Genomic DNA, 25,336 nt, shown 5'->3' with positions numbered 1-25,336 from the left:
GTCCTGTCCCTGGTCACTGGTTGTCGGAACGGCCGCCAGAAGGCGGTATCGAGCCGGAGGCCGACGGTGGCGGCGGCGAAGTCGAGTCACCGATCGCCTGACGCGCACCACCAGCGAGCTGACCGGCCGTCGAACCCAGCTGCTGGCCAGCAGCGCCCACGGCCATGCCGACCGGCCCCGCACCTGCCATCGCACCTCCGCTGAGACCACCCGCCGTCGTGCGCGCCGCCCCCGGTGCGCCTGACGCGCCACGAGCACCACCACCGGTGGGCCCGCCGCCACCACCGACGACGGAGACCGCACCCGACGGCCCATCACCGTCGGAGCGGCCGCCGCCACCAGGAGGCGCCCCGGCACCACCTCCAGGAGGTTGGCCGCCGCCACGCAACGTGCTGCTCATGATCGGAACTGCGCCCGTCGCCAAAGCACCTGCTCCGGCGAGCATTCCGGCACTGTTTCCGCCTGCAGCCTGGGCAGCCATCGGAACGATCAGCCGGACCAGCGCGGGCAACGCAAAGCACGACAAGGTCAGCAGCACGAGCCCGGCCAGGGTGCCTTGGGCATCTTCAGCGCCGAGCGACATCGACAGCGCCAGCCCGTAGATCAGCGCGGTAGCCGGTGGGAAAAGCACGAACACCACAACCCACGCCATGAGCTTGCGGTAGGTCTGCATCCCAGGCTCGGTCCCCGAGGCAGCAGCCGCGAGCGGCAACGTGCCCAATGCCAGCTTCGATACCGCCAGCTGCACCATGATGAACACCATCTGAGCGATGCACCCCAACATCCCGAGTTGGGCGAACGTCAACAGCAGCGCGGCACCGAGACCGTTCCCCATCGCGGCGACGTTGATCAACCGCTCAACCGCGGCAGCCGGATCGTCGGTAGCGGCGAGTTTGGACAGCAGCCACACGCTGAACCCACGCATCGCGGAATCGGCGCCGATCACGAAACTCGCTGCCAGCGAAGCAGCTACGACCGTGCGCACCACATAGGTATTGGTCTGCTGAACGTGGAGCGCGCGTTGCTGTGCACTCGCCCACGCGATCTTCACCAACGCCAAGCCCATGCACACGACGAACATCAGGACCTGCAGGAACCCCAAATAACTATGGACCTGCTCGACGGTGTCGGAGGTGCCGTCGGTATTGGTCGACCCGGTGATCGGTGTCCGATACCACCACGAAAACATCATGGTGATCGCGTTCGTCCAACCTTTCGCGAATGACGCGGCAATCTTCTCCAAGAAGCCCTTGCCCGCCTCGCTCGCCGCTTCACCTGGGTTGGTGGCGGCTTGGGTGACGTCGCATCCGAGTTCCAGGACTTCCCCGAGACCCGGAACTGTTTCGCCGATCTCTCGGCAGGGCTCGTACAAGTCCGGCTCTGCTGTGGTGGTCGGGGACGAGGGCGCGGTTGTTGTGGGTGGCGTGGACGGCGACTGCGCGATGGCGACCGTCGACGCCATCATCAGGAGCGCGAAGGCCGCGATGAGGCACCCGATTGTTCGAGCCAGCAGACGGTGGGTTACCACTGCGTCCACCCAGCCAACGACACGAGGGTTTGGGAATGCTGCGTGCTGCCACCCGGCGCGCGAAGCTTCCAATCTCCGTCCTGCCAGACCACATTCAGTGCGATGACGGACCAGGTTCCAGGTGTCGAAGGGACCGCGAATTGGATCACCGCGAAGCCGGACGGTTGCCAGCCGGTGATCCGGAACGCCGAAGGGCGCTTGGCCGCGCTGACACGATCCGAGTAGTCCCAATCCTTGGTGGCCTTCATCGACTCGAAGTCCTGTGGCTCACCGGCTGCTTGCCGGGCCAGGAACAAGTCGAAGTTCTCCCTGCTCGATGCCGCGCGCCACGCGATCTGCCAGGCAGCGAGCGCAGCGCCCTGGGGGCTCCGCTGGAATCCGAATGCCAAGGGCCCCTCGACCCGTGCGGGTCCCGCAGAGGTGGAGAAGGGCAACACCCACGGCTTGACCTCCTGCCACATCAGGCCTTGCGGTACTTCGGCCGCCGGGCAGTTCGGCGGCAGTTCGCACTGGTAGTCGGTAGGAGCAGCCGGGGTCTGCGCGAGTGGCTGTCCCGCAGGGTTTCTCGGATGCTCGACCGGGCGGCCGAGCGTATCCGCTGACGGTGTCCCGAATCCGCCGCCCGCAGGCGCCGAGGTCGTCGGCGCGGCCGCCGAACTCGTCGTGCCCGCGGCGGCTGCGTCGTCGCCTGAGGTGAACCGTGCGAACAAGACGCCTGCGCCGGCCAGGATGGCGAACCCGAAGAACCCGAATGCCAACCAGAACGTGGTCTTGCTGCCGATGAGCCACTGACCGGCCGCGCGGATTCCGGTGGCAGCTTTGGTGTCTTTGGTGTCTTTCACGGTGCTCCTTCTAGCGACGGTGCTTGTTCTAGCGGTGGAATTCGGTGTAGCCCTGCAAGGTCAGAATCACTACCGGGTCGGTCGGTACCCGACCCTCCGCGTCGGGTGTTTGCGTGGCAGGAAGTTCGACCTTCCAATCGCCACCGCGCCACACCATCCGTGTCGGGGACGCGGAGAGCTGCCCTTGGGGCATCCGCGTCGCGAGCCATACCGTTGTGGCCTGGTCTGACCAGCCTTCGACGCGGAACCCCGCGAACTGTGCGGTCTCGGCGGGATCGGCGGGTTTGGTCGTCGACATCAAGACCCGCGAGGTGGTGAACGCATCGCGGCCCGGTCCGGGCAGCACCAACGTGCGGGCCACAGGGCTCCAGCTGTCGTCGGCGGTCAACGCCAACCGGACCTGGGCCTGCATCGCAGCGACCACCGCGCCTTGCGGAACCTGCTTGTACCCCGTTGGTGCGACCGAGCTGACGTTCTGGGTCGGCCCGTCGGCGGTGAAGGGCACATAGACCCCGCGGTAGTTGTCCCAGCGAGGTGATGCCGGTGCGGTTGTTGTGTCGAGCTCGGCCACGTCGGTGCCGCCGTCGTCGTCGATACCGCACGAGACGGTGACCGCGACGCACAGGATCGCCACAGCGGCAGCGAATTTCGATGGTTTCATCGGTGTCCTCATACGAGTAGGAACGCGGCCCAGCCGGAAAGCGACGAGCCGAAGGCCGCGCAGATGGCGATGGTCATCGGCTTCTGTATCGCGACATCGAGGCCTTCGCCACGGTTGAAGGCAATCGCGACTTCGATGCCGGACTTGATTGCCGCACCGACCAACGCCCCGAAGACCAGCCACATCACCCAGCCCGCGAGTGTGAGTAGCGGCTCGACGACATCGGCCGGTGGTAGCTCCATCGCTGCCAACAGGTTCTCTTCCATCAGAAGAAGGTCACCCACGACGCTGCGGTGGTCGAGATGATTCCTCCGATCGCGGCGCCGATCGGAGCCATCTTTCCGCTAGATGTCTGAGTGCCTTCGGCGAACGACTTCGCGAGCTGGACGCCGGAGTAGATACCGAAACCGATGCAGGCGAGCACGGCGAACCACAAACCCACGCCGAGCAGCTTGGTGAACTTGTCGGAGTTCGGCGGGGCGACGGTGACGATAGTGATCCCGGCGTCCTGAGCCAGGGTGGTGAGGAGATCGATAGTGGACTTCATCATGTGTGTGATCCCTTGTTCGAGAACTGTTGTGGTAGTTGGCTATTCGACTTGTCAGCCCGCGGCGGACTGCGAGCTATGGGGGTTGGCGAACATGTATCTGCGGACTGCCTCGCCCACGGTGGTGTACATGGAGTGGGCGAGGGTTTGCACGGTCGAAGGCGGCACCAGCCGGGCATCGCGGTCGCCGACCTTGGCCGGTGTTGCGCTGCGGTGATCCCAGGCGGGAAGTTCGCGCTGTTCGAGCGAACGCCATGGCTCGATCCATCCGAGCCGCCACGCCGCCCCGCCCAACTCCACCGCCAGCGACTCGATCGTGTCGCGGCGCACCTGTACCGATTTGGGCAGCGGGCGGTCTGAATCGGCGACGGTGATGACACCGGCCAGCTGGGTGTTGACCGGTGTCGCGCCGTTCATGTGTGACAGCAGCGCGTTGTGCAGCGCGACCAGCCCGTGCAGGTGTGTGCGAGCGACCGCCACGACGAATGGCGAGTCAAGTCCCTTGCTAGCGCCGATGTTGCCGGGCCAGCGCGTACCGGCGTCACCGGCGAACGGCAGCGACGCCGTCAGGCTCGAAACCCCTGCCCCGCCGTGCATTCCGACCAGCCACAGCATCGGCGCCTGCCGGTTGGGCATGGTCGGGGCAACGCTGCGGTTCCACATCGGCACCGGCGGCCAAGCGCGGGCATGTGTGGCAAGAACGTCGTTCACAGTTTCTCCTTCACCACCGACGGAGTCCGTCGATTCGCCACCCGCTGCTCGTGGCGGTCAACGCCACCGTGACGGTAAAAGTGGGCAATGTCTGTTGGCGGCCATCTGGCCAGGTCACGGTCTGCGTCACGCCGACCTTGCGGTCGGCGTGACCCTCGGCTTCGTGCGGCGGGCGCTCCCCGCTGACGAGAACCTGCGCGTCGATCTGTGCACGGTCATTTGCCCAGTCCGCCCATTCGAGCGAACCTTTCGCGGCGGGCGCGGCCGGGCCCAGGCGCGCAGTGAACGCCTCGCTCAGCCATGGGCGGGCACGGCGGATCGGATCGTCGGCGGCTTCCTGTGCCGGGCGCAGGGTGTTGATCTCGCGAACTCCGGCGCCCGCGACAGCGTCGGGGTCATCGCCCGCGGCCGGACCGGCGGAGGTGATCGGCGCGGGCCAGCCCGGCGGGCGCGCGGAGGGCGCGGCGCCACCGGTGTCCTCGCTGCCCGAACACGCAACGGCGGTGAAGCAGATGGATGCTGAAATGACCAGCACTGCAATGGGTTTGAGGTTCACTCACATCACCCTCTTGGCGCGCATGCCCTCTTGCAACGGGGCTTCTTTGACCGTTTCGCCCGTGGTCGGCGCGTGGATCATGCGCCCATCCCCCATCGCGATGCCGACATGGCCAGGTAGTCCCTGGTCGCTCCACATGCCGAAGACGAGGTCGCCGGCCTGCACCTGGTCGATAGGCACCTCTGTGCCCATTTCCCATTGCTGCTCCGAGGTGCGCGGCAAGGTGATCGAGCCGTTGGATGCCTGGTAGACCGCGTAACTGGTGAGTCCGGAGCAGTCGAAGCCGCCGCCGCTGGGCCCGGACGGGCCACCCCCGCCCCACATGTACGGGGTGCCGAGGTAGTCGTGGGCGGCCTCGACGATCGCGGAGGCGTTGGCGCCCGGCGTCGGGATGAACCGGCCTGTCGAGCCCGCGGCGCGGTAGGCCGGTTCCATCGCCATGATGTTCGCGACGTAGGGCTGGGTTTCGGTGAAGTGCGCGGGGTACTGATTGGGCATCCCGCCCGAGGCCAGCACCGCGCCCTCGCCCGCGTTGTACCCGGCCAAAGTCAGCTCGACGACGTCGCCGGTGACCAGGCCTTGGTTCTTCCACTCGGTGACCTTCGCCGCGATCGCGCACATGTAGCGGGCTTGGCCGATGATCGCGTCGCCGTCGTCCCACACGCTGGCGGTGCCGCTGTTGTCGGAGTCGATGACGTAGGGCTGCCCGTCGAGCGGACTGGTGCTCGCCGCAGTGCCGGGCAGGAACTGCCCCAGACCTTGCGCCCCCATCGGCGAGGTCAGCCCGCGTCGGAAGCCGGTTTCCTGCTTGCCCTGGGCGGCGAGCACCGACCCGGGAATCTCCGCGCACACCGAGCCTGCTTTGCGGTACCACTCCACAAGGTCGTCGGGGATGTCGTTTTGGTTGAGTTCGCCACCGGGCGTGCCGAATCCGGGCGGACAGGCATCGCCACGGTCGGCGCCGGAACCTCCCGAGCCGGACCTGCTCGAGGGCCCCGGCGCCGTGGAGGTGTCCGGGGTCGCCGCACCGGCCAACCACGGCTGCGGATCGATCTGGGTGCCGCCGCCGAAACGCCCGCCCGGCACGACCTCGAAATGCAGGTGCGCCCCGCTGGATTCACCGTTGGAACCGACCTTGCCGATCGGCTGCCCGGCCACGACCTTTTGATTGACAGCGACGTTGACGCCCTCGTCCCACATGTGGCCGTAGACCGTCGAGAGCGGACGACCCTGTTCGTCGACGGTGTCGATGACGATCCAGTTGCCGAAGCCGGACGCGGGCCCGGCCGCGACCACCGTGCCGTCGGTCGCGGCATAGATCGGAGTGCCGTCGGTCGCCGCCATGTCGATGCCCTTGTGGCCGCCGCCACGGGAGCCGAAGACATCCGAAATCGTGTACGTGCCTTCGGCCATCGGCATCGCGCGGCGTCCGGCCACCGCGGGTGCGGTCGCAGCAGCATCGGGCGCGGCGGCCGCGGGCGGAACCACCGCACCGGCCAACACCGCCTCGTCGGGCATCGCGCTCGAACCGCAGGTCGTGGCCGAGTCGGCCTCGAACTGCCCGCCCAGCACGATCAGCACGGTGGTCGACATGAGCACACCTACCGTTCCTGCCGCTGCAATAACCGCACCCTGTCCACTCATCAGCGCGTAGTCGTCGCCGTCGTCGGGGACACCGAGGGCTTGGACGTCGCCTGCGCCGGAGCCGCAGGACGAGTGGTCACCTTCGCCGTCGACTTCGCGGCCTTCTGCTCGAGCGCGGTGGCGAGTCGGGTGAACCACTCCACGGTGAACTTCGCCGGAGACTGGCCCTCGACCCCGACCTGCGCGGAGTCATAGGACATGTGCTGGCGCGCGGTGTCCCAGTAGCGCAGATCCGTTGCCATCTGCACCAACCCGGCGTTGTCGGTGACGTCCTTGCTGATCTCGTTGAAGATGTAGCGCACACCGGAACTGATCGTGGCGGGCGGGAAGAGTTCGAGCACCGCGCCGCCGAGCTTGGTCCCGAAAGTCACCAAGGCGCTGAGCGGATCGACCAGGCCGACGGCGGCGATCTGGGCGATGTTGGCCGGGGTGAGGACATCTTGAGCGACAGAGACCGCGGCCTGGAAACCCATCACGCCGACCTTGAGCACATTGCGGATGATGTCGTTGTCGGCGGTAGAGCGCGGATCGGTGTTCTCGGCGAGGCGACCCATCAGCGTCTTGTTCGGCGTCGCGATCGAGAACTTGCCGTTGTCGAACTTGATGTCGTTGGCCAGCGCGGAGGCACCCGTGCGCAGCACCGAGCCACCGAGCGCGGTCGCGATGTCGCTGACCGTGCGCAGCGGGTCTTGCGCCGAAAAGTGCGACTGACCGCCGATATTGGCCACGACCCGCGCCAACGGCGCATCCGCAGGCGTCGAGCACCCGAGGTCACCAGCATTGCACCAGGAAGCGACCCTGCCGGAGAGCGCGCCATAGCCGTTGGACTTGCTCAACGGCGTGGACAAGCCACCACCGGGGGCCGGTGCGACCGCGCCCAACTGCAACCCGGCCAGTGCGCTCGCGTCCACACCCGGGGGCGCGGACGGGCTCAGCCGCTGGCTGACCACGGTGCCGGGCGTCGAGGTCGTGGTCGACGACGAGGGGTATTTCGCTGCTGAGGACCCGGCACCGGTCGGGAAGATCTCGGCCTTGTTCGGCCGGATCGGTGAGGAGAACAGCGACACCGCCGCGACCTGGTCGGCCTTGGCTGGTGCGTTGGGTTCCCGGCCACCGATCATGCGGGCGATCTCGTCGGCGATCTGCGCGCCCTGCGAGTAGCCCACGATTGCCAGTTTCGAGTCTGGGCAGCGGCCCAGGTAGTCGGTGATCACCTTGATTCCCGTGGTGACGCCGCTGGTCATCGACTGGATGTAGGTCGCGGTCGAGAAGCCGAAATCGGCCGAGTAGGGCACGAACTGGCGCGACACCGACCCGCGCACCGACTCCCCCAACAACGGTTTGGTGACCGTGTCGCCCAGGAATCCGGAATCGACAGTGGGATTGGCGTTGTCACCGGATTGGCCGGTGCCCTGGAAGCCGATCACGTGCAGGGGGGTGCACGGAATCGCCGCTTCGCCTTGCGGCGGCCGCCCATCGTGAGCCTCCGCTGGGGGCGGTGGCGCGGGCGGCTGCGCGGTGGCCGGCACCGCCCCCAGCGCCAGCGCGGCCGATAGCGCCGCGACCGCGCAGACAACACCACCCCGGCGCCACAACGGCTGAGGGTTCTTCATCGCAACTCTCCCATCAGTTTCAGGAACGCCGTTCGCGTCTCCGGAGCGAGCCGATGCCACGACATCGGGCCACCGGTATGAACGTGCAGATCGAACGGGATCTCGACGATCGCGCGCACCCACGACCCCATGACGGTGCGCACCTGCTTGGCCAGGTGTGGATTGACGTCTCGGCTCTGGTGCGAGAGCACCAACACGGCATCGCCGATCACGAACTCCCCGAAGTGCTGATCGAGCCAGCGCAACGGCACCGACACCCGGCTGAGCGTGTCGCTGCGCGCGGTCACCGAAATCACCAGCCCGACACGGGGATCGGACAACAGCGGCGTCAGTGCCCGGTTGGTCACCGGCGCTCCCCCGTCATAGATCGGGGTGATCCCGCCGTCGGTGAGATGGCGATGCACCGAGACGTAGCTTTCGCGCCGTGGCAGCGGATCGGGCGTGCGCGCCATCACCGCGACTCCGGTCGAGCTGAATCCGGCGTACTCCTCGATCGTGTTCGGCAACCCCGGCGCATCGGCCAGGATCCATTCTTGGATCGAGCTGGTCGCTTTGTGTCCGTCGCAGCCGCGCAACGCCAGATCCCCGCCGCCGAGGGTGGCGTCGATCGCGCCCGGCCAGATCTCGTCGTCAGGCTCGGCTTCCGAGGCCAGCGCCGCTGCCAGACCGAGCGTGGTGGTGGTCGCGCCCGCCCCGCCCGCCGCGCCCATCACCACGACCGGCGGGAAGGCCGGACGGAGTAGCCGTCCTGCCCCGCCGCGCAGCGGAACCAGATCCGTCGGCGATCCGGGCGGTGACGGGTTGTGCAGTGTCGAGTCAGGGGCGGAGTCGTTGTTCATCGCGTCGAGGTCGATCTGCAGGGTCATTTCGGGGCCGCCGTGATCGAGGTGATCGCGATCGCGCCGTCGCGCTGCGCGGTGGTCACGACCTGCTCCCACGTGACATCGGAGCCGTCGACGTGGCGTTCGGTGATCTGAACGTTCCACTTGTTCGCCTCGCGCGCGCTCACCACGACGCAGTGCTTGGTCCCCGCGGGCACCGCGGCGACCGCGTCGCGGGTGGCTTCCGGTGACGCCGCTACCGCGTCCGGCGCCAGCACCGAGCGCGCTTTGTCGGCATCGCGCAGCACGTACCAGGCGTATTGCTGGAACACGATCACGCCCATCTCGGTGTCGAGGTTGCCCGGCCCCGAACTCACTGCCCGCCCGAGGGTGTCGACTTCGGCACACCACGGCGCCGGAGCCGCCACCGAGGTAGTCGCCACGGCCGGAACCAGCGACGGCGTCGCGACGGTGGCCGCCGTGGTTTCCGGTGCATCGGGGGTCGCGACCACGAGCGCACCGACGAACACCGCGACGCCGGCGGCCGCGACGCCACCGACGATGCCGGTGGTGCGCAACAGTCGATGTCGACGCCGCCGCGCGAGATCGCGTTCACGCACGGATGCGGCGATCGCGACCATCGGGTCGTTGTGATCGACGAACGGCGCCGCGTACACCGTCGAGTCCATCTCGTCGCCGTCGTCGATGGGCTGTGCCAGCTGCCCCTCCGGGGCGGGGGTGCTGGCGTTGTCGTTCGCCACCGCCCACGCCATCCAATCCGCAGCAGCGGCCTTGTCGTCTCCCGACATGTTCAGCACCCCCGTCCTGGTAGTTAGGCTGCGCCGACCGCGGCCGAGGCAGCAGCGGTCAGATCATTGAGCCCGGCCGTCAGTGGCCCGAACTGATCCGGTGCGAACGTCGGCAGCTGGTCGATCGCTCCCCGAAGGGAAGTCACGACCGCCTCGCCCTGCGGGCTCGACGCCGCGACCTGATCCACCACCGACTCCACCCGTGGCGCAGCCGCGTTGACCTGGACTGTTACCGACTCGGTGAACGACTCCACCACCGCTACCGGATCCACCGCAGCGGCCTCGAAGCTGACCAAAGGATCGGGTCCGCTCGGCTTCGCGAGATTGGCCGGACCTGCCAGGGTCGCCGCAGCAATGCCACCGGCGGCGCCACCGATCGCCGCACCGATCGTCATGCCGACAAGCCCGAGGCCCACACCTCCGGCGGCACAACCGATGACAGATCCAGCCGCCGCACCTGGTAGCACCGCAGCACCACCGGTCATCGCACCGCCGACACCACCACCGATCAACGCGCCCGCAGCACCGCCGCCGAGGCAGCCGATGACCGCCGGAACCGGCGCAGCGATCAGCGCGCCGATGGCGGCGCCGGTCACGCCGCCAGCAACTGCCGCGGCCGCGCGGCGTTCACTTTCCTCTGGTGCCAGCCCTGCCCTGTCGAATGCGTCGGCCATCCACCATTCGGCCACGTCGCTGTACCCCTGGACGCGACGAGCGACCGTGGGGTCGACCCATTCCGGCACGGCCACATTCGCCGAGCCATAGCGCACCGACTCCAGCCGGGCGGGCACGATCGGTGTCGTCTCCAGCTGCTGCGAAGCTGGAAGCTCACTGCTCGCAGGAGGCTGAATCAGGGTCTGAACTTCGGGCGTTTGGGCGCGAGGCCGTGGCCGCGAAGGTGTCGGCAAAGACTCCACCGGCGGCAGGTAGTCGACTGGGATCGGCACCGCGGCAGGCGGCTGTGGTGCGGTGCTCAGTCCCGGCTGCCCTTGTTCCGGTGCGGCCAGACCGGGCTGTCCAGGTGCGGCGTGTGCGACACCAGCGACAACCGCGGCAGCAGCTTGCAATGCGATCACCGCGGTGACAGTGCGTTTTGCCATGTCTCTCCTCATGATTCGATGAATCGTACTTTATTGTAACGTATTATTGTTACAGGGCATTGTGCTGCTCTGTGACAATACATTCGGGGATGGGGCACGATGTCCGACCATGGGCGGAACTGAGAGATGAGTCGAGTGCCGATGCGCGGGTTCCGCGCAGATCAGTTGGAGGCAGCCCGACGCGCCGCCGACATCTCCCAAGGCGAGCTGGCCGCCCGAGCCACCGCGATCCTGCGCCAGCAGAAGGGCTTCAACCCCACTGACCAAGCTGGACCGTCGGTCTCGACCGCGACAGTTTCGACATGGGTTCGTGGTACTCGCAGCCCCAGCCCCGACAAGCTCGCCGCGACCGCCGCCGCGCTCGACCTCCCGATGTCCGCCCTGATCGATGTCCCCGCCGACGAGCGCACACTGCGGACCTTGCGGGAACTGTCCGGGCGCACCCAGCCGATGCTCGCCACAGAGGTGGGGGTTTCGAGTGGGCTGCTCGCGGTGCTGGAACGCGGTCACGGAAACCTCACCGACGATGTCGGTCGACGACTCGCGAAAGCCCTTGGGCTGCCGGTCGCGGAAGTCGTCGACGCCTACAACCGCGGCCGCGTTCGCTGACGGACTCTCGGGCGGCGAGCTCCACGCCACAGCCGACCAAGCAGTTCCCGCGTCCCGATCGCGCGGGGCTTCTCCCCCGGGCCGACATTCACTTGCCGCCCATCCGGGTTCGGACACGCGCGGACTGACATCCGAAGGTGACCAACCCCGCGCTCTGCGCCAGCGATGGACTTCATCGCGGTGTGGCGGCATAGTCGATCCCCCCGGCACCATGACCTCCTGCACCCCGTACAGGGTGTGGTTGTTGCTGAAGTGGTGTTCTTGGCAGAGCACGAGCTGCGAGCGACAACGGAAATACAGGGTGAGAGAAACGAATCAAGGGTCAACCGACCGAGCCTAGACACCGCCTGTTCCCCTTAAGCGATGACGCGCCACGGGCGCCTCAAGATCATAGGCGTTGGGTATCGCCTCTGCGCAACGCTATTGCGGTCCGACTTACGTGGCGTCTTGGGCAGTCCCACATGTTGCTCGGTCTCGTCCACTGCCTATCGGCGAGAAGTGTTCAGCTACAGGAGGTTACGCGGTCCGCAGTCGATGCTCCGTCCGACCCGGCACCTCTCATCGAGGGTGTGTCCGTATTACTCTGTGCTCCAGGCGATCACTGGCGTTGGCGGCCTACTACCGGATTCTTCCGAGGCTCGGGACTTTGTTGCCCAGTCTCTGGACCCAGGGTTCCGCGTGTCGCCTAGGCTCTCGAATCACACGCATGTAAGGATGGTCCGTATGGCAAGTCAGAGCGGAAAACCTGGACCCGACCCGCAATTCACGCTGGTCGCGAAGAGGCTGTGGCTGTCGGAAGCTGCGAAGACCACCCTCGATCAGATCGCGAAAGAGCGTGGGCTCAGCGCCGGACGCTTCGTGACCGCGCTCCTTGCGCGCGAAACGGGCGTCCCAGAAGAAGAACTGCTGCGCGACTTGGGCCAGGAGGTACTGCGAGAGTCCGCGTGAACCGGAACCGCCGAAACCGGCGGTAGTACGACAACTGAATAGACCCAAAGTGCCCCGAAAAGACTAATGACCCCCGGCTTTGGCAGAGCCGAGAGTCATCAATCTAAGTCTCGGGGGACGAGCTGCGAACTCGTCCCCGCTGGCGGCACCCTCAGCATCCTCTAGAGAAGGACCACTCTTGCTGAAGGAACCTGGGGTCGAGGATACCGCACGTCCATTTTCCAGCGCTACTGGATCAGGCCGTGTCGACCAATCTGAGACCTACTCCTCTGACCACGTCAGCGCACCAGCGCTGCTCGAGCCCCCGAACGGGTTCGACGATCGCGAAACCGCCCACCGACTGTGGCGCGCGCTCGCCCCCCGGCTAGCCGGCCGCCACTGGATGCGGCTACACGACGCGAAGTCCGGCAAGTACGACGACAGCACCCGCTTGTACTGGGGACGGCTCCCCGACCGCCCCGCCGCCGTCATGACCCACGACCGCGCCGAGCGCGTCGGAACGCTGTACTTCGACTTCGATCCGCCGAAAAGCGGCAATCTCGCCGACCGCCGGGCCGCCGTCGTTCGAGATGTTGACCGGATCACCACTTGGCTCGACGCCGTCGGTGGCCGCTGGTTCATCGACGTGAGTCCCCGTGGGGGCGTACACCTTTACGTCCCACTCCGAGAGTCGGTCTCGCAGAGCTCGATCCGGCCGCTGTACCGCGAGCTCACCGCACTGCTGCCGACACTAGACGCACAGCCGATGCTCAACGCAGAGCAAGGCTGCATCACGATCCCCGGATCACGTTGCAAGGGCGGCGGATTCCGCACCCTGCTCGGCGGCACACTCGACGATGCCCTCGAGACCCTGGACCGCCGCTCCGAGCCCGGTCTGATCGGACGTCTCCGAGCGGCCGCCACGCCTGGTCTCTTCCTCTCCAGCCGTGACAGCGAACCCGCGCACCACGGCGGCCGCGGTGACACCGGCGACGTGTCTTCCTCTGACGTCACCGATCTGGTCATCGACGACGACTACGCCGTTGATCCGGCGCCGACCCGCAAGCCTGTTCCGTGGTGGGTCGCGGACTTCTGCGCCCATGGTGCGGTGCCGTCGCACCACCAGTCCCCCAGCGAGTCTCGTCAAGCCGTGTTGTTCCATCACGCCTCACGCGGCTGGTCGCTAACCGACCTCCGCGCCACTACCCACCAACCCGCCTGGGCCGCGTTCTGGGCGACCTATACCAGCCGCCGCGACGGCCGCCGGCTCCTGGCAATCGAGTGGACCAAAGCCATCACCCATGCCCGCGGCAGAGCAGCCGCGAAGATCGCAGGGAAATCATCTGATTCCGCGCATAAACCCGAGCAAGTCCACACGGGGGGGATGCCTGCTCTACGACCAATTCGCTGGAAACTTGCGGCCGCACGGAAGTGGATTCTCGAAAGTGGTGAATTTTCAGGGAAACAGACGTTCTCAGCACTCGCCGTAGTAACCGCTCTGGCCTACGCGATCTCGCTCAGCGGCCGTGGATCCGCGACCATGGGAGGGCGATGGTTAGCAGTCGCCGCCGGGGTACTCGGCGACGACACAACCCGGCTCATCCTGCGAAAATTGATCGCGGCGGAAGGATCTCCGGTCCGCCTCATCGAAGCCTGGTCAGCCCGTACACATGCCGGAGACCGCCTCTCCCTGGTCACGCCCCAGATCGCAGGTAAACCGGTACACGCCGCCGAATGGGAGGCCTTCGCAGCCCGACCCGAGCCCGTCGACCCGGTCTGGGGCGAGCTCGGCCTCTCGACATGGTGGGTCCACACCATCCTCACCGCGATCGAGCCCTCCCCCGGTGCCGCGGTCAGCCCCCGCGCCCTCGCGGCCGCCGCACGAGTCAGCCCTGCCACCGTCTCACGTGCCACCGCCGGCCTGGCCGCAGAGGGCATGGCGGACTACGGCCACGGCTGGATCTCCCGAACCGACCGCTCCCCCCGCCGAGTCCCCCTCCTCACCGCAGTCGCAGACCAGCGCCGCGACGACCGAATCGCCCGTCATCAGCGTGAACGCGCCGACTTCTGGCAATTCTGGGACCTGGTGCTGGACAACTGGTCCGCCCGCGAAATCGTCGGATACACCAGCGCCTCGGACGTCGCCGCCGACCACGACGCCTACATGGAATCCGTTGCCCCCGGCGCTCGCCGCGACTTCCCCGACCCCGGCAGCGCGCCTCCGAACGACGTCGCCGCCGACCCCGACGAACTCGCGCTGTCGTTGCTGATGAACGAGCTCGGAGCAGTCCTCATCGACGAGAACTGAGCGGCCGACGATGCCGGATCCGACACTCCGATCCGAGGTGCACGCTGAATCGTGAGCGAGCGCAACAGAATTCGTTCCACACCGTGCGTGTGGAACTGTAGCCCGTCCCCCATCGAGAACGTAGGGTTGAACACCATGGCTGACCTGCGGTTGATCTATGTCGATGACTCCGGAGTCGAGAACACCGGATGGATCGTCTTCGGCTGGCTCGACTGCACCCACGAGGCGTGGCGCGTATGCCTGCGAGACCTGCTCGAAATGCGCAAAGAGCTATACCGCGAGCACGGCGTGCCGGTCTCCGAGGAACTGCACACCACCAAGTACGTCTCCGGCCGAACCCGGATCGCGCCCCAAGCCCCGGCCAACACCAAATGGAAAGACCTCGGCCGCGCCGTCGCCGTCCGCTGCCTCGAAACCCTCCGCGACTGCTCACAAATCTCGACCGGCGCCGCCTACCGCCACACCGACGCCCGCGGCAAGGCATATGCCCAGGAGAAGGCCGCCACCTACGCCGCGCTGGTTCAGCGCTGGGACCACAACCTCGCAGGCCGGTCCGAGGTAGGGCTCGTCAACATGGACGGCGACGGCACCGACCCAACATATTTCGCGGCGCACCGTGCCCTCACCCTGAACACCCGGCACCTGATCGAAGACCCGTTCTTCCACGACTCCCGACGCTCGCAACTGATCCAAATGGCAGACCTTGTCGCGTGGACCACCTATGCCCACCTGAATAAGCACGCGGGAAACCAGTTCGCGCACACCTGGTACGAGGATTACCTGCTGTCGTCAGACGCGAACGGCGGACCGTTCGAAATCTGAACCAGACACCGGTTTCAGATACAGCTAGACCCGCCTATCCACGTGTGTGGGGCGGGTCCGCTCCAATAATGTACCACACATTTCGCACGGGATACGTGTGATGTCCGTCAGTCATCGAATTCTGATGCCGATCCCTCTAACTCGCGGGGTAAGGAACTCCTTCACCATCGAAACGTCACAGTGACGGGTGTGTTCACTATGGAGGCATCGCGCGATGTGGCGACTGGCAAGTGCACAGCTCTCACTGGGCGACTCGAACTGCACGGTATCTGATCTCTTCACTACCGCCGGGTTGTAGCCGTGGGCTCCCCCTGTTCTGCGCGCACCGACCCGAATCGTCACCCTGACACGAACCGGCGGGGCATTATTCCATTGGAATATTCACCGACTCGGCGCCTTTGAGTCGCCGTGGAGAGATCCGTCGCGCTATGCTCGTCGCGGCCAACATCTTCGACGAGACCCACCGCGGCGCGGTGAGTGACACGTCCACTGCGCCAGGCTGTCCCGCCTGACGACGCGCCGGAGACAGCCCCGCCTGGCTCTCCGATAATCCGGACCCCGCGACAGGTACCCATGCGAGTCCCCGACATGAAACCTCAGTAGGCGCAGGGTATTTCGATGGAATACGGCGAGTAATTATAGTATTATTAAACTGTCCGCAGGACGCGGATATTGTCCATCACCAGGAGGTGTATATGGCCCGCGGCAAGGGGGGCGCGAGCGCCGCCGCACGAGCGGCAGCCGGAGCCCCAACCCGCACATCCGCTCCCGGCGCTATGGCTGCCGCAGCAGGGGTGCAAGCTTTCGAAGAGGCTCGCACTGAGGCGGAATCGATGACCCCACTGCAGGTCGCCGAGCTCCCACGAATCCCGCTCTCGCAGATCGCGCCGCATCCGCTCAATCCCGAGCACCGCCACATCGACGTGGAGGAGCTGCAGGCGCTGGCTGCCGACATCAAGCGGCGCGGCCTGCTGACGCCGATCCTGGTCGCATCCCGAGACAAGGTTGTCTCCTACGACGCCGACCTCGACGCGCAGATCCCGAAGTCTGCGCAGGTGGTTCTCGCCGACGGTCACCGGCGATGGGGTGCAGCCCAACTGGCCGGCGTCGTGGACGTTCCTTATCTCCTCAGGGAGGACCTCGCCGATCCGGCGATCGCGGCCGAGGTGTTCCTCGCCTCGAACATCCACCACCAGCGCCTGACGCCGATCGAAGAAGCTCAGGGATATGTGCGACTCCAGCGCTACCGCAAGGTGAAGCAGAGCGAGCTCGGGGCGCTCGTCGGCGTGAGCCAACCGCGGGTTAGCAAGACCCTCAAGCTTCTCGAATTGCCCGCGGTCGTGCAGGCGGCGGTGTCAGCTGGCACCGTCAGCCCCCATGCCGCGCGAGAACTACTGGCGGTGCCCGCCGTCACACGTGAACAGACCTACCTCGCAGCGATCGAATCCCTCACCGCCGCCGACGACCTCGACCGTCCCGCGCGGGTGGCGGACGCTCTACGCGCTGCCGTCAACGCGGCCAGAAGAACAGCCGAGGAAGCCGAAGCGGCGGACAAGGCTCGACAGGCACTGGCTGAGGACGGCATTCCCGAGATCGACCCCGACGTAGTGTTCGGCTCGGAGGAATGGCAGCACCAGCTCCGAGACAGCGAACTCGACGAGGTTCGCAACGCAGGGGAGTTGGCCGGAGCTGTCGTCCAAAGCACCGGGCGGGTCGTCTACTACTCCACACCACCGGCCCCGCGTTACCGGGTTGCGGAAGACACCGAACCCGCCCAGACGGACGTGGTCGATGCCGACCCGACAGACGCCGATATTCCAATGGAATACGACGAACCTGGAACCACAGTAGGGGAGACGGAGACCAACGACCATATTCCAATGGAATACGACGAACCTGGAACCACAGTAGGGGAGACGGAGACCAACGACCATATTCCAATGGAATATGGCAACCCTGAGCCTGGCGCCCCGGCGGGGGAATCCGGGAAATATTCCAATGGAATACCCGTCACACCCGAGCAGCCTGCTGCCGACCAGCCCACCGCGCCTATCGAGGCCCCGGCCGCAGCGATCGAGATCGCATTGCGCGCAGGGGAAGAGGCTCACCACGGTCGCGTCGAAGCGATGCGCCGCATCGTGGCCGACCACAACCAGAGCACTCTGCTCGACGTTCTCGCCGACGCGGTCCTCGCTACCGAATGGATCGACTTCGACCTCGGTCAGCAGCTGGCATCAGGACTTGGCCATGACGTGAGCCCGACCGCCGTCGAACACCTCCTGCTGGAAGGGCGACGAGTCGACGTCCATCGCACCGCCCTCGCTGCCGCGCTGGCCGCCCTCGAGACCGAGGCCGCGCGCTCGACCTACGCCGCCGACGGCACATGGCCGATCGTGATCCAGCGCCACGTCCAGCGGCTGGCCGCCCTTGGCCACTACCGCCTCACCCCCTTCGATGAAGCCCGACTCGACACCACCCAACGGGGAGCAGACCGATGACCAACACCAAAACCCCCACCCGAATCGTGTACTTCGGCGTCGGCGGGTCGACCGGCAAAACCTCGCAGGCCGTCAACCAGGCGTGCGAGTGGGCACGCCGCGGGTTGCGCGTTCGATACTGGGACGGCGACAACCAGGGCGACGGCTCGACCTACTTCCACTACATGGAGCCCCCGACCCCGATCGGCGAAGTACTCGCAGGTGTCGAGACGATCGAGGACCCCAACTCCCGGACCGGTCGCCGCGTCGCCACCATGCGCGAAATCGAGCTGCCGGTGTTCCGAGCCACCGCCGAGGAAGCCGAGGAATTCGGCGGCCTAGCACCCGAAGAACCGGGACAGGAGGATTGGCTCCGCCGCCTGACGATCGTCCCGTCCGGCATCGGGATCTCCGGCACGACGCTCAACGACGCCATGACCGCCATGACGCGTGATGACCTCGGTCCTGAGAAGGTGCTCGCCACGATCGAATCCATCGACGAGGGCCTCGACGAGGCGGACCTGCCCGACATCGAAATCTTTGACCTGCCGGGCATGGTCGGCAGCCTGCACTACCTGGCGCTGAAGTGGGCCGCCAGAGGAGGCACCAGGGGCGGGCGATCCGGTGTCGTACTCGTCGTCACGCCCGACGACAAGGCCATGGGGAAGCACTTCTGGGACGCACTCGCCAAGATCGACTCGGTCAGTAAGCACTACCCGATCGCACCGGTAGCGATCATGCCTACCCGCGTGACGACCAACCGTGGCCGCTTCTACGTGGAGATGTACGAGACGTTCAAAGGCAACCCCAAGCTCGAGAATTTGGTCGCTCCTCCCGTCCGCGAAACTGTCCACGTCCCTGAGTCTTTCGGTGCGCGCCAACCGCTCTTGCTCTGGGTCCCCGACGAGCGGGTCACTGAGGACCAGACAGCCGTGGCCGACTGGCTCAAGGAACACGGGGTGATTGCCGCTTGAGAGACCCGCGGCAGACCACATGGGAGTCGACGTCCGACGCGCTCGTCCAAAGTCCTATCGCCACACCGATCTACCACGACGCGGTGGGCACGATCACCGGGATGCAGGACGACGTCGACCCCACCTACAGCATGCGGCGGTTCCTTGAGGACACCATGAGCTCCTACTGCTCCGTTCTCGAAAAGCGGTACAACGAGGGACATGCCTGGCCCGCCGCGGCGAAGATCTCCCGCGGCGGAGTCAACCCGAAGGGACGGGCTGCAGGAGACACCACTGCCTTGCAGTCGTGGGTCTCCTCAACGGCCAGATCGAGGCTGTACGGCACGGTCAACGGGATGAAGACCTCAGTGCCCTCGTACACCCTGCGCGACTTCCTTGAGGCCGCCGTAAACCGGCAAATCTCTCACCTGAGACTCCAGTACGCCGATGGCCGTCTCTGGCCTCCCCGGCCACATCTCCGCCGTGGCCGACGAGGTGCCGCCGAAATTCCAATGGAATACCCGACCGACTAGCCTCGCCCAGCCGCGAGGCATTCGTATCCCGCTCCGATGCGGAAGGCTGCCAATGACATCACCCACCTCCACCCCTGACCAGCTCGACTCGACTGCCACCGCAGAAGCAATCCGCGACGCACGCAAATTCTGGTGGTGGGTACTCGGCGCCAGCGCGGCGATCAGCGTGCTCGGCAACGCTCTCCACGCCTGGACCCGGGTCGAACACATCTCTGACGCGACGCTGCCGATGCTTCACCCCGCGGTCGCTGCGCTTCTCGCCGCCGTCGTCCCGATCGCAGTCCTCGTCCACACACACGGCCTAGCTCTCATCGTCCAGGTGCCACTCAAGCACGGCAAGCTGGCCAAGGCCGTTGTGTTCCTTGTGATTCTGATCCTCGCGGTCGGCGGCTTCTACCTGAGTTGGGATGCCCTCCGTGAGCTCGCGATGCAAGCCGGCTTCGCTCATGACGAGGCCCAACTCTTCCCACTGCTGCTGGACGGTTCAATCGCTGGCGCCACCGCCGTACTGCTGGCCTTGCCGCCGACACCGGACGTGCTCGAAAAACACGTGGTGCTCGACGTGGCGGTCAAGACGGACAGCAACGCGCAACGCGAACTCATTCCCGTCTCGTCGGCCGGAGCCACTACCTTCGTCCAGGACGAGGCCGCCACGGCTCCGCCTCAGCAGCAGCGGGCAGACACCTACCGCGACGAGTTCAACGAGGCAGGCGAACAGCCTCACCTCAACACCGCGCTCGCCGTGGCGGGCACGCCCGCGCCACATGACAGCACCAAGTCTCCAGTCGGACAAGACGCCGGAGAATCGTCGGAACAAGAGACGGAAGCGAGCGTCGCAGCGAAGTGGAACACCGTCGCAAGTCGACTATGCGCAGGCCCGGTCAGCCATGACCCGGAAGAGGTTGCCGAGATCCTCCACCTCGCGTTCGATCAGCAGCGAGACTTTGGTGACATCGCTGTCCGAACTGGTTGGAAGGAGAAGTCCGTCCGCCGACTGATCGACGACGCTAAGCCGCACCGGATGGTGGCGTTGGCCAGCTGAACCGAGATGCACTGAGGGCCGATACTCCATTGGAATATCGGCCCTCAGCACTTAGAGCTCCTATCAGGTTCGATTGCTGAGTCGTCGCCAGCAGATCAGCGCAGCGGCGAGGTCGAGAAATCCTTGATGGATGTCGGTGCGACGTTCCCAACGGACGGCCAAGCGCCGGTATTGGTGCAGCAAGGCCAGCGTTTGCTCGACGATCCAGCGGCCGGCGGTCACTTTGTCGCGGGTGCCTCTTCGTGGGATGTAGGCGGTGATCCGTCGTTGCTCGAGTTCGTTGTAGACCCGGGGATAGTCGTAACCCTTGTCGGCGATCAGGGTCGTGATCTTCTCGCGTGGTCGGCCGGGGCGTCCTCGCAGCGGCCGTACTCGATCGAGCAGTTCGGGTAGCACGAGGTGGTCGTTGACGTTGGCCGCTGATTGAACGATCGCGAGCGGGAGGCCGTTACCGCAGGTCAAGATGTGATGCTTCGATCCGGTTTTACGGCGGTCGACCGGGCTTGGACCGGTGTCGGCGCCCCCTTTTTGGCCCGCACGTGCGAGCCGTCGGGGATGACGCGGTCGAAATCGATCAATCCCGCGCGGTGGCAGTGCGCGAGCATCGTGGTGTGCATGGCCTCGAATACCCCGGCGGCCTGCCAGTCGCGGAGCCGCCGCCAGCAGGTCATCCCGGACCCGAAACCCAGCTCCTGGGGCAAGTCCTCCCAGCCGATGCCGGTGATCAGCACGAACAAGATCCCTTGCAGGACAAGCCGATCGTTCATCCTTGCTGGTCCCGGTGTTCCCGGCGCCTTGACCGGTAGTAGCGGTTCTATCACTGCCCACAGCTGGTCGTCCACGATCCACGGCGCTGCCACGACGAAACATCCTGCACGACAAGCAGACTCGCCGCTACCGGACAGATCCTGTTAGGAGCTCTTAGCGCTCCAGATCAATCGCTGGTTCCGGCAATGATGCCGTCGGGGCCAGCGGCAGTGTTCTCTACATGGACGAAGAAGGCGCGGACGAACGTGCTACTCAACTCAGCCGATGTCGAGGTTGCGGATGAACCGAGTGAGGTCCGGATGCATCTGGGCGTTTCGCATGACCTCTTCGTTGCGACGCCGGATTTCCTTCATTGTGTCGAGGAATGCGGGGGTCTGAAGATTCCTTTGTGCCTGCTCGACAGCGGCTAGCAATCCGCTCTGTTCCATCAACTGCAACTTGTTTGCGGTGTCCACCAACGATCCAGGTCGGGCGGCGACGCGGAACGTGGCGGTTGGTGCCGCCTCGTCGCCGAATACGATGCTGTCCTCGGCCGAGACGAGTCGGGTCGCTTCGGTCACGGTCGTTTCGCTGACTTTGGCAGCGAGGTGTTCGTTGGCGAGGGCCAAGAATGTGTGCACATCGACGAGGTGGAAACCCTGTGCTGCCTGGTCGAACATCTCCTTCACCAATTCAGGTCGTGGCCCAAGGGCCTCGCCGTTGTGGCGCGTCCAGTCGGGCTTGTTCTCATTGGTGATCATCAGTACCGGCCGTTTGCGTGTTTTCGCTTGGCGGATCGTTTCCTCCCAGATCAGGTAGTCGCCGATCGCCCGTTCGCCCTTCTTCTGATCGGCCCAGCCCGGTGGGATGCGGGCGTTGAACCGCGTCTGCGAAATCCGCTCAAGACCGGCCCTAGTCTGCGGGTCGAACCCAAGCCCGATGCGGTTGCCGATGACGGCCTCAACCTCAGCCAGAATAGGATCGGCGCTGGGGTCGATGTCGGGGTTGGCCGAGCCGGTGTCGTCGGTGGAGTCGAGCTCGTCGAGCAGGGTGTGGACGGCGTTGTCGAGGATCGCTGTCAGTGCCTCTGCGACCTCGGCGGAAAGGCCGTGGTCTTTGGTGTAATCAGTGACCAGCTCTATCGGTGTGCGGATCGCCGTGTGTAGGGCGGTGCCGAATTGTTCGCGTTCTCGGTGGCGGGCGCGCATGACTTTTACGCGGTTGTCGAAGAACTCGGTGCCGACGCGGTGCGGTATCCACAGTCGTTCGCCGAGCGCGGTGAGGGCAGCGAGGTATTCGGTGCGGGCGCGCTCGGTAAAGCGATAGACGTCGAGCAGGGAGTTGGTGTCGAGCACGACGAGGCCTTCGACAACGAACTGCCGCAGTTGCTCGGCGGTAGGCGGGTAGTAGCCGGGGAACACAGTGCGCAAACTCGTTGCAGGCTTAGTGGTTTCGGGAGACGGCGAGCTCGGCTCGGGCGATGCGTCAGGCACCGGAGCATCCTAATGCGCACCACCGACAGAGCGCCCCGACGCGGTGGCCGAGTTGGGCGAATTCTCAGGTGATCCTGCGGAAGCGGCAGCAAAGGTCCCAAGTCTTGGTCGCGAATGTCGCGCACGGTCGATTGTCGAGGGAGCCCGTGCTCGCATGCTCGACCGGAAAGCGTCACTGCTGGATCGGATCTCGGCCGAGAAGGACCGGCCCGAAGCGGCTCAGATGGCCGCAGAAGCGCGTGCATTGGCCGCCCAGATTCGGGCGCAGACAGATGAGCGGCACCTGCGCGCAGTGACAGACGAATAGCGGCCGGTGGCGGCCATGTTGACCTCGGTCCCACTCGGTGATCGCACCGGACCAGCGTTCGTGCACGGCGCTGCGGGACGGCTCGATCCGTCCTCGAACCGCACACGTGAAATTCGGCATCTGTACAAACATGAACGAGAATTTGCTGACGGTGTGGCCGCGTGCCATAGCTGGTCGGTATCGGCAAAGCGCCGGTGGTAGCGCCCGACATTCCGCCGCATCTGGGAAGTCGGGGACCCACAAGATTGGCGCACATTTCAGGAACCTGCTGGCTGCGGTCGTGATCGCAGGACTACTCATGCCCCAGCCGGGGACTGCAGGAGCAGTTCCGGCCGAGAAGTGGCCGTGCGAACCGAGCCGGATTGTCAGTTGTGGCGAGGCCGTCAACGGTGTCAACTTGCTTCGAAACCAAGTCAAACATGGTTCATACCAGGTGAATATCCGCGCACACCAGTTTATGTCATTAGATGATGGAGAAATAACCCTCAAAGCGACCGTGGAGATAACACCCGAAGGTGCACCACCTCCAGGCAAGCTCAGCCTGACCTTCCGGATGCAAAGCGCTTGGGAGGGGGAGGATTTTGCGGTCCACTCTCTCTCAGGAGTCACTCTCTCAAAGCAGACATTTGATATCGCGCCACAACATTTCGGTACCCCTCGTCTTGCTAAGGCATTCGACGACAAATACTCACTAGCCATCGACTATTTCTACAATGTACCCGGATATGTACCGGAAGATGGAACAGGAGCCCAAACCGTGACACCGGCAGGCCTAAATGTACGCTGCGATGATGCGCCGGAACTCCAGAGGCGTGTCGGTTGCGTGAACCCAGACTTCACGCCGACTGTGTCATTTCCAGCCAGTACGTTTCCGACCATTAGTCCACATATTCGTCGGTCACAGGCTCTACTGCCTCTTCAAGGCACGAAAAACAATCCCCTCAATCGGGGTCGCAGCGCAAATATTGATACGAATCGCAATGCCGCGTGCAGCACCGCGAAGAAGCGCGCCATGGGACCTCCTCCACCTTCGATGGTGGAACCACAATGCGACGAGTACCCCTTCGCCAGCTCAATTCAAGGCGGCACAGGTTCGCAGATCGCCTGGGTTCCCGGTGCCGAGAACTCCAGTCAAGGCCGTACGATTAGCCGGTTCTTTCGCGAGAATCGCGTTGTGGTCGGAGATAAATTCATCGTGGAGCCGTAGCGTCCAAAGAGACATGACAATGAAGGAGTTCGGCATGGTTCAAAGCGTGTACGGAGCCGTGTATGTCTTATATGCGCATTTTTTTATATGCGGAGGTCTCGATTGGTCATTCGACGGCATAGATGATTCCGCTGACCGACTCCTGCGCGCCGGAAACGGCATGGTCGTTGTCTCCGCTGCAACAGATTCGTCCGCCGCCGGCGTCAGCATCCACGTTCACAACTCGGAGCCCGCGGCTCTCGACCCGTCGATATGGGAGCGTGGGGATGAGATAACCGTGCACTTCGATGGCCCCGTATACCTGCTCACGCAGCTTTTCGAGCGCGGTCTGGGACTGTCAGACCCACTCGTAAAATTTGAGCTAACTGCGAGAACCTGGCATATCCGATGCCACGTGCGCGGCCGGAGGGAAGCGAGTTCGCTGGGCGTGGCTGGAGATCTGCCGACCTGGGACGAGGCGGCTGCTCGCGATCCGGCGACGTTTCCAGAGCAGTTTCTGATCGAGTTCTGGCCTGCCAGCGACAAGTGAAACTTTCCGCCGGGGACCGGCGGAGTGTTGATCTCCGTCTCTTAGTCTCAGCAGCACCTTGGTCGTTGTCGCAGCCGGAGTTCATCGGCTGCATCGGGGGCTGGAGGGCTCACTCCGTCAGGTCTCCTGCGCGGACGTCACAGGTAGCTGACCCCCGATTCGGGGTGTGGCTGTTCAATTCGTCGTGATCAGGAGTGATCGTTGAGTATCCGCTGTGCGCGAGCTTCGGCGGCCAGCGAACTATGCAGCGGGGTCAACGTGGCGCCGGATACCGTGCCGGGGCGCGGCACAGGCGCGTCATCGACGAAACGCATGGCGCCGAAGCCGATTTCGGCCGCGCGACGCTGGATAAGCGCGACTTCGGCGTCGGTGCGGCCCGTGACGGCCATGTTGACCTCGGCCTCGGCCAGATCGATCCTGTCCGCGGCCAGTCGGGCGACAACCGTGGCGAAGGCGGCGTCGACCTGCTCAGCGAAGCCCGGCTCGATGTGTTGTCCCATGGCCAGAGACCGTAGCGCACCGGCGTTGGGCGAGAGCGCATCTCTGGTGA

The 25,336-nt window shown here is 65.4% G+C and carries 26 protein-coding genes; 10 read left to right on the top strand and 16 right to left on the bottom strand.

Annotated features, from left to right (window positions below):
• Positions 1–13: 13 nt before the first annotated feature.
• From ACFWPX_RS29970 to ACFWPX_RS29915, 12 genes are read right to left on the bottom strand one after another with little or no spacing between them, the layout of a single operon-like run.
• Positions 14–1,537, bottom strand: a complete 1,524-nt coding sequence (locus ACFWPX_RS29970; protein ID WP_378931058.1) for a hypothetical protein — start codon at positions 1,535–1,537, stop codon at positions 14–16.
• Positions 1,522–2,370 (bottom strand): hypothetical protein, encoded by an 849-nt coding sequence (locus ACFWPX_RS29965; protein WP_378931056.1) that lies wholly within the window; start codon positions 2,368–2,370, stop codon positions 1,522–1,524. The genes ACFWPX_RS29970 and ACFWPX_RS29965 overlap by 16 nt, the downstream gene beginning before the upstream one ends.
• A gap of 28 nt (positions 2,371–2,398) precedes the next feature.
• Positions 2,399–3,031 carry a hypothetical protein gene (locus tag ACFWPX_RS29960; protein ID WP_378931054.1) on the bottom strand — a complete coding sequence of 211 codons (633 nt, stop codon included), beginning with the start codon at positions 3,029–3,031 and terminating at the stop codon, positions 2,399–2,401.
• An 8-nt stretch (positions 3,032–3,039) separates the two neighbouring features.
• Positions 3,040–3,297, bottom strand: coding sequence for a hypothetical protein (locus ACFWPX_RS29955; RefSeq protein ID WP_378931052.1), 258 nt, complete (start codon positions 3,295–3,297; stop codon positions 3,040–3,042).
• A complete protein-coding gene (locus ACFWPX_RS29950) occupies positions 3,297–3,581 on the bottom strand; it encodes a hypothetical protein (protein ID WP_378931050.1) in 285 nt (94 codons plus the stop codon). The genes ACFWPX_RS29955 and ACFWPX_RS29950 overlap by 1 nt, the downstream gene beginning before the upstream one ends.
• Before the next feature lie 51 nt (positions 3,582–3,632).
• A complete protein-coding gene (locus tag ACFWPX_RS29945) occupies positions 3,633–4,289 on the bottom strand; it encodes a hypothetical protein (RefSeq protein ID WP_378931048.1) in 657 nt (218 codons plus the stop codon).
• Between the two features lie 10 nt (positions 4,290–4,299).
• Positions 4,300–4,845, bottom strand: coding sequence for a hypothetical protein (locus ACFWPX_RS29940; RefSeq protein ID WP_378931046.1), 546 nt, complete (start codon positions 4,843–4,845; stop codon positions 4,300–4,302).
• On the bottom strand, positions 4,846–6,438 hold the full coding sequence (locus ACFWPX_RS29935; RefSeq protein WP_378931044.1) for a peptidoglycan DD-metalloendopeptidase family protein: 1,593 nt from the start codon (positions 6,436–6,438) through the stop codon (positions 4,846–4,848).
• Positions 6,439–6,488: 50 nt separating this feature from the next.
• Complete coding sequence (locus ACFWPX_RS29930; RefSeq protein ID WP_378931042.1) at positions 6,489–8,102, bottom strand: cutinase family protein; 1,614 nt, start codon at positions 8,100–8,102, stop codon at positions 6,489–6,491.
• On the bottom strand, positions 8,099–8,968 hold the full coding sequence (locus ACFWPX_RS29925; RefSeq protein ID WP_378931040.1) for a MinD/ParA family protein: 870 nt from the start codon (positions 8,966–8,968) through the stop codon (positions 8,099–8,101). The genes ACFWPX_RS29930 and ACFWPX_RS29925 overlap by 4 nt, the downstream gene beginning before the upstream one ends.
• A complete protein-coding gene (locus ACFWPX_RS29920; protein WP_378931038.1) occupies positions 8,965–9,732 on the bottom strand; it encodes a hypothetical protein in 768 nt (255 codons plus the stop codon). The genes ACFWPX_RS29925 and ACFWPX_RS29920 overlap by 4 nt, the downstream gene beginning before the upstream one ends.
• 23 nt (positions 9,733–9,755) lie before the next feature.
• Complete coding sequence (locus tag ACFWPX_RS29915; protein ID WP_378931035.1) at positions 9,756–10,832, bottom strand: hypothetical protein; 1,077 nt, start codon at positions 10,830–10,832, stop codon at positions 9,756–9,758.
• A 126-nt stretch (positions 10,833–10,958) separates the two neighbouring features.
• Between ACFWPX_RS29915 and ACFWPX_RS29910 the strand changes: the two genes are divergently transcribed.
• The 8 genes from ACFWPX_RS29910 (at position 10,959) to ACFWPX_RS29875 (ending at position 20,503) form a co-directional block, all read left to right on the top strand.
• Complete coding sequence (locus ACFWPX_RS29910) at positions 10,959–11,441, top strand: helix-turn-helix transcriptional regulator (protein ID WP_378931033.1); 483 nt, start codon at positions 10,959–10,961, stop codon at positions 11,439–11,441.
• Positions 11,442–12,164: 723 nt separating this feature from the next.
• Positions 12,165–12,389: a hypothetical protein gene (locus ACFWPX_RS29905; protein ID WP_378931031.1), complete on the top strand. Its 225-nt coding sequence runs from the start codon at positions 12,165–12,167 to the stop codon at positions 12,387–12,389.
• A 382-nt stretch (positions 12,390–12,771) separates the two neighbouring features.
• Positions 12,772–14,676 carry a hypothetical protein gene (locus ACFWPX_RS29900; RefSeq protein ID WP_378931029.1) on the top strand — a complete coding sequence of 635 codons (1,905 nt, stop codon included), beginning with the start codon at positions 12,772–12,774 and terminating at the stop codon, positions 14,674–14,676.
• Positions 14,677–14,811: 135 nt separating this feature from the next.
• Positions 14,812–15,498, top strand: coding sequence for a DUF3800 domain-containing protein (locus ACFWPX_RS29895; protein WP_378931027.1), 687 nt, complete (start codon positions 14,812–14,814; stop codon positions 15,496–15,498).
• Positions 15,499–16,331: 833 nt separating this feature from the next.
• Positions 16,332–17,996 carry a ParB/RepB/Spo0J family partition protein gene (locus tag ACFWPX_RS29890; RefSeq protein WP_378931025.1) on the top strand — a complete coding sequence of 555 codons (1,665 nt, stop codon included), beginning with the start codon at positions 16,332–16,334 and terminating at the stop codon, positions 17,994–17,996.
• Positions 17,993–18,949 carry a ParA family protein gene (locus ACFWPX_RS29885; protein WP_378931023.1) on the top strand — a complete coding sequence of 319 codons (957 nt, stop codon included), beginning with the start codon at positions 17,993–17,995 and terminating at the stop codon, positions 18,947–18,949. Before ACFWPX_RS29890 ends, ACFWPX_RS29885 begins: the two co-directional genes overlap by 4 nt.
• 83 nt (positions 18,950–19,032) lie before the next feature.
• A complete protein-coding gene (locus tag ACFWPX_RS29880) occupies positions 19,033–19,461 on the top strand; it encodes a hypothetical protein (RefSeq protein WP_378931021.1) in 429 nt (142 codons plus the stop codon).
• A 52-nt stretch (positions 19,462–19,513) separates the two neighbouring features.
• Positions 19,514–20,503 carry a DUF2637 domain-containing protein gene (locus tag ACFWPX_RS29875; RefSeq protein WP_378931019.1) on the top strand — a complete coding sequence of 330 codons (990 nt, stop codon included), beginning with the start codon at positions 19,514–19,516 and terminating at the stop codon, positions 20,501–20,503.
• Between the two features lie 63 nt (positions 20,504–20,566).
• Here the strand turns inward: ACFWPX_RS29875 and ACFWPX_RS29870 are convergent.
• The 3 genes from ACFWPX_RS29870 to ACFWPX_RS29860 form a co-directional block, all read right to left on the bottom strand.
• Positions 20,567–21,363, bottom strand: a protein-coding gene (locus ACFWPX_RS29870; RefSeq protein ID WP_378931017.1) for an IS5 family transposase whose coding sequence is annotated in 2 segments (ribosomal slippage) — positions 20,567–21,033 and positions 21,033–21,363 — 798 coding nt in all. Because the reading frame shifts where the segments join, the coding sequence is not laid out codon by codon here.
• Between the two features lie 165 nt (positions 21,364–21,528).
• Positions 21,529–22,743 (bottom strand): PIN-like domain-containing protein, encoded by a 1,215-nt coding sequence (locus ACFWPX_RS29865; RefSeq protein WP_378931015.1) that lies wholly within the window; start codon positions 22,741–22,743, stop codon positions 21,529–21,531.
• A gap of 172 nt (positions 22,744–22,915) precedes the next feature.
• Positions 22,916–23,218, bottom strand: a complete 303-nt coding sequence (locus ACFWPX_RS29860; RefSeq protein WP_378931013.1) for a hypothetical protein — start codon at positions 23,216–23,218, stop codon at positions 22,916–22,918.
• A 265-nt stretch (positions 23,219–23,483) separates the two neighbouring features.
• Here ACFWPX_RS29860 and ACFWPX_RS29855 point away from each other — a divergent pair, with 265 nt between their 5' ends.
• Both ACFWPX_RS29855 and ACFWPX_RS29850 read left to right on the top strand, forming a co-directional pair.
• Positions 23,484–24,257, top strand: coding sequence for a NucA/NucB deoxyribonuclease domain-containing protein (locus tag ACFWPX_RS29855; protein WP_378931011.1), 774 nt, complete (start codon positions 23,484–23,486; stop codon positions 24,255–24,257).
• Positions 24,258–24,270: 13 nt separating this feature from the next.
• Positions 24,271–24,786 carry a hypothetical protein gene (locus ACFWPX_RS29850; RefSeq protein WP_378931008.1) on the top strand — a complete coding sequence of 172 codons (516 nt, stop codon included), beginning with the start codon at positions 24,271–24,273 and terminating at the stop codon, positions 24,784–24,786.
• Positions 24,787–24,974: 188 nt separating this feature from the next.
• On the opposite strand, the gene ACFWPX_RS29845 is transcribed toward ACFWPX_RS29850, so the two are convergent.
• Positions 24,975–25,286, bottom strand: coding sequence for a hypothetical protein (locus ACFWPX_RS29845; RefSeq protein ID WP_378931006.1), 312 nt, complete (start codon positions 25,284–25,286; stop codon positions 24,975–24,977).
• Between the last annotated feature and the right edge of the window lie 50 nt (positions 25,287–25,336).

The sequence above is a fragment of the Nocardia sp. NPDC058518 genome (assembly GCF_042719655.1).
Lineage (GTDB): Bacteria > Actinomycetota > Actinomycetes > Mycobacteriales > Mycobacteriaceae > Nocardia.
The sequence above is the reverse complement of the archived record's forward strand: the minus strand, read 5'-3'. Positions and strand labels throughout refer to the sequence as shown.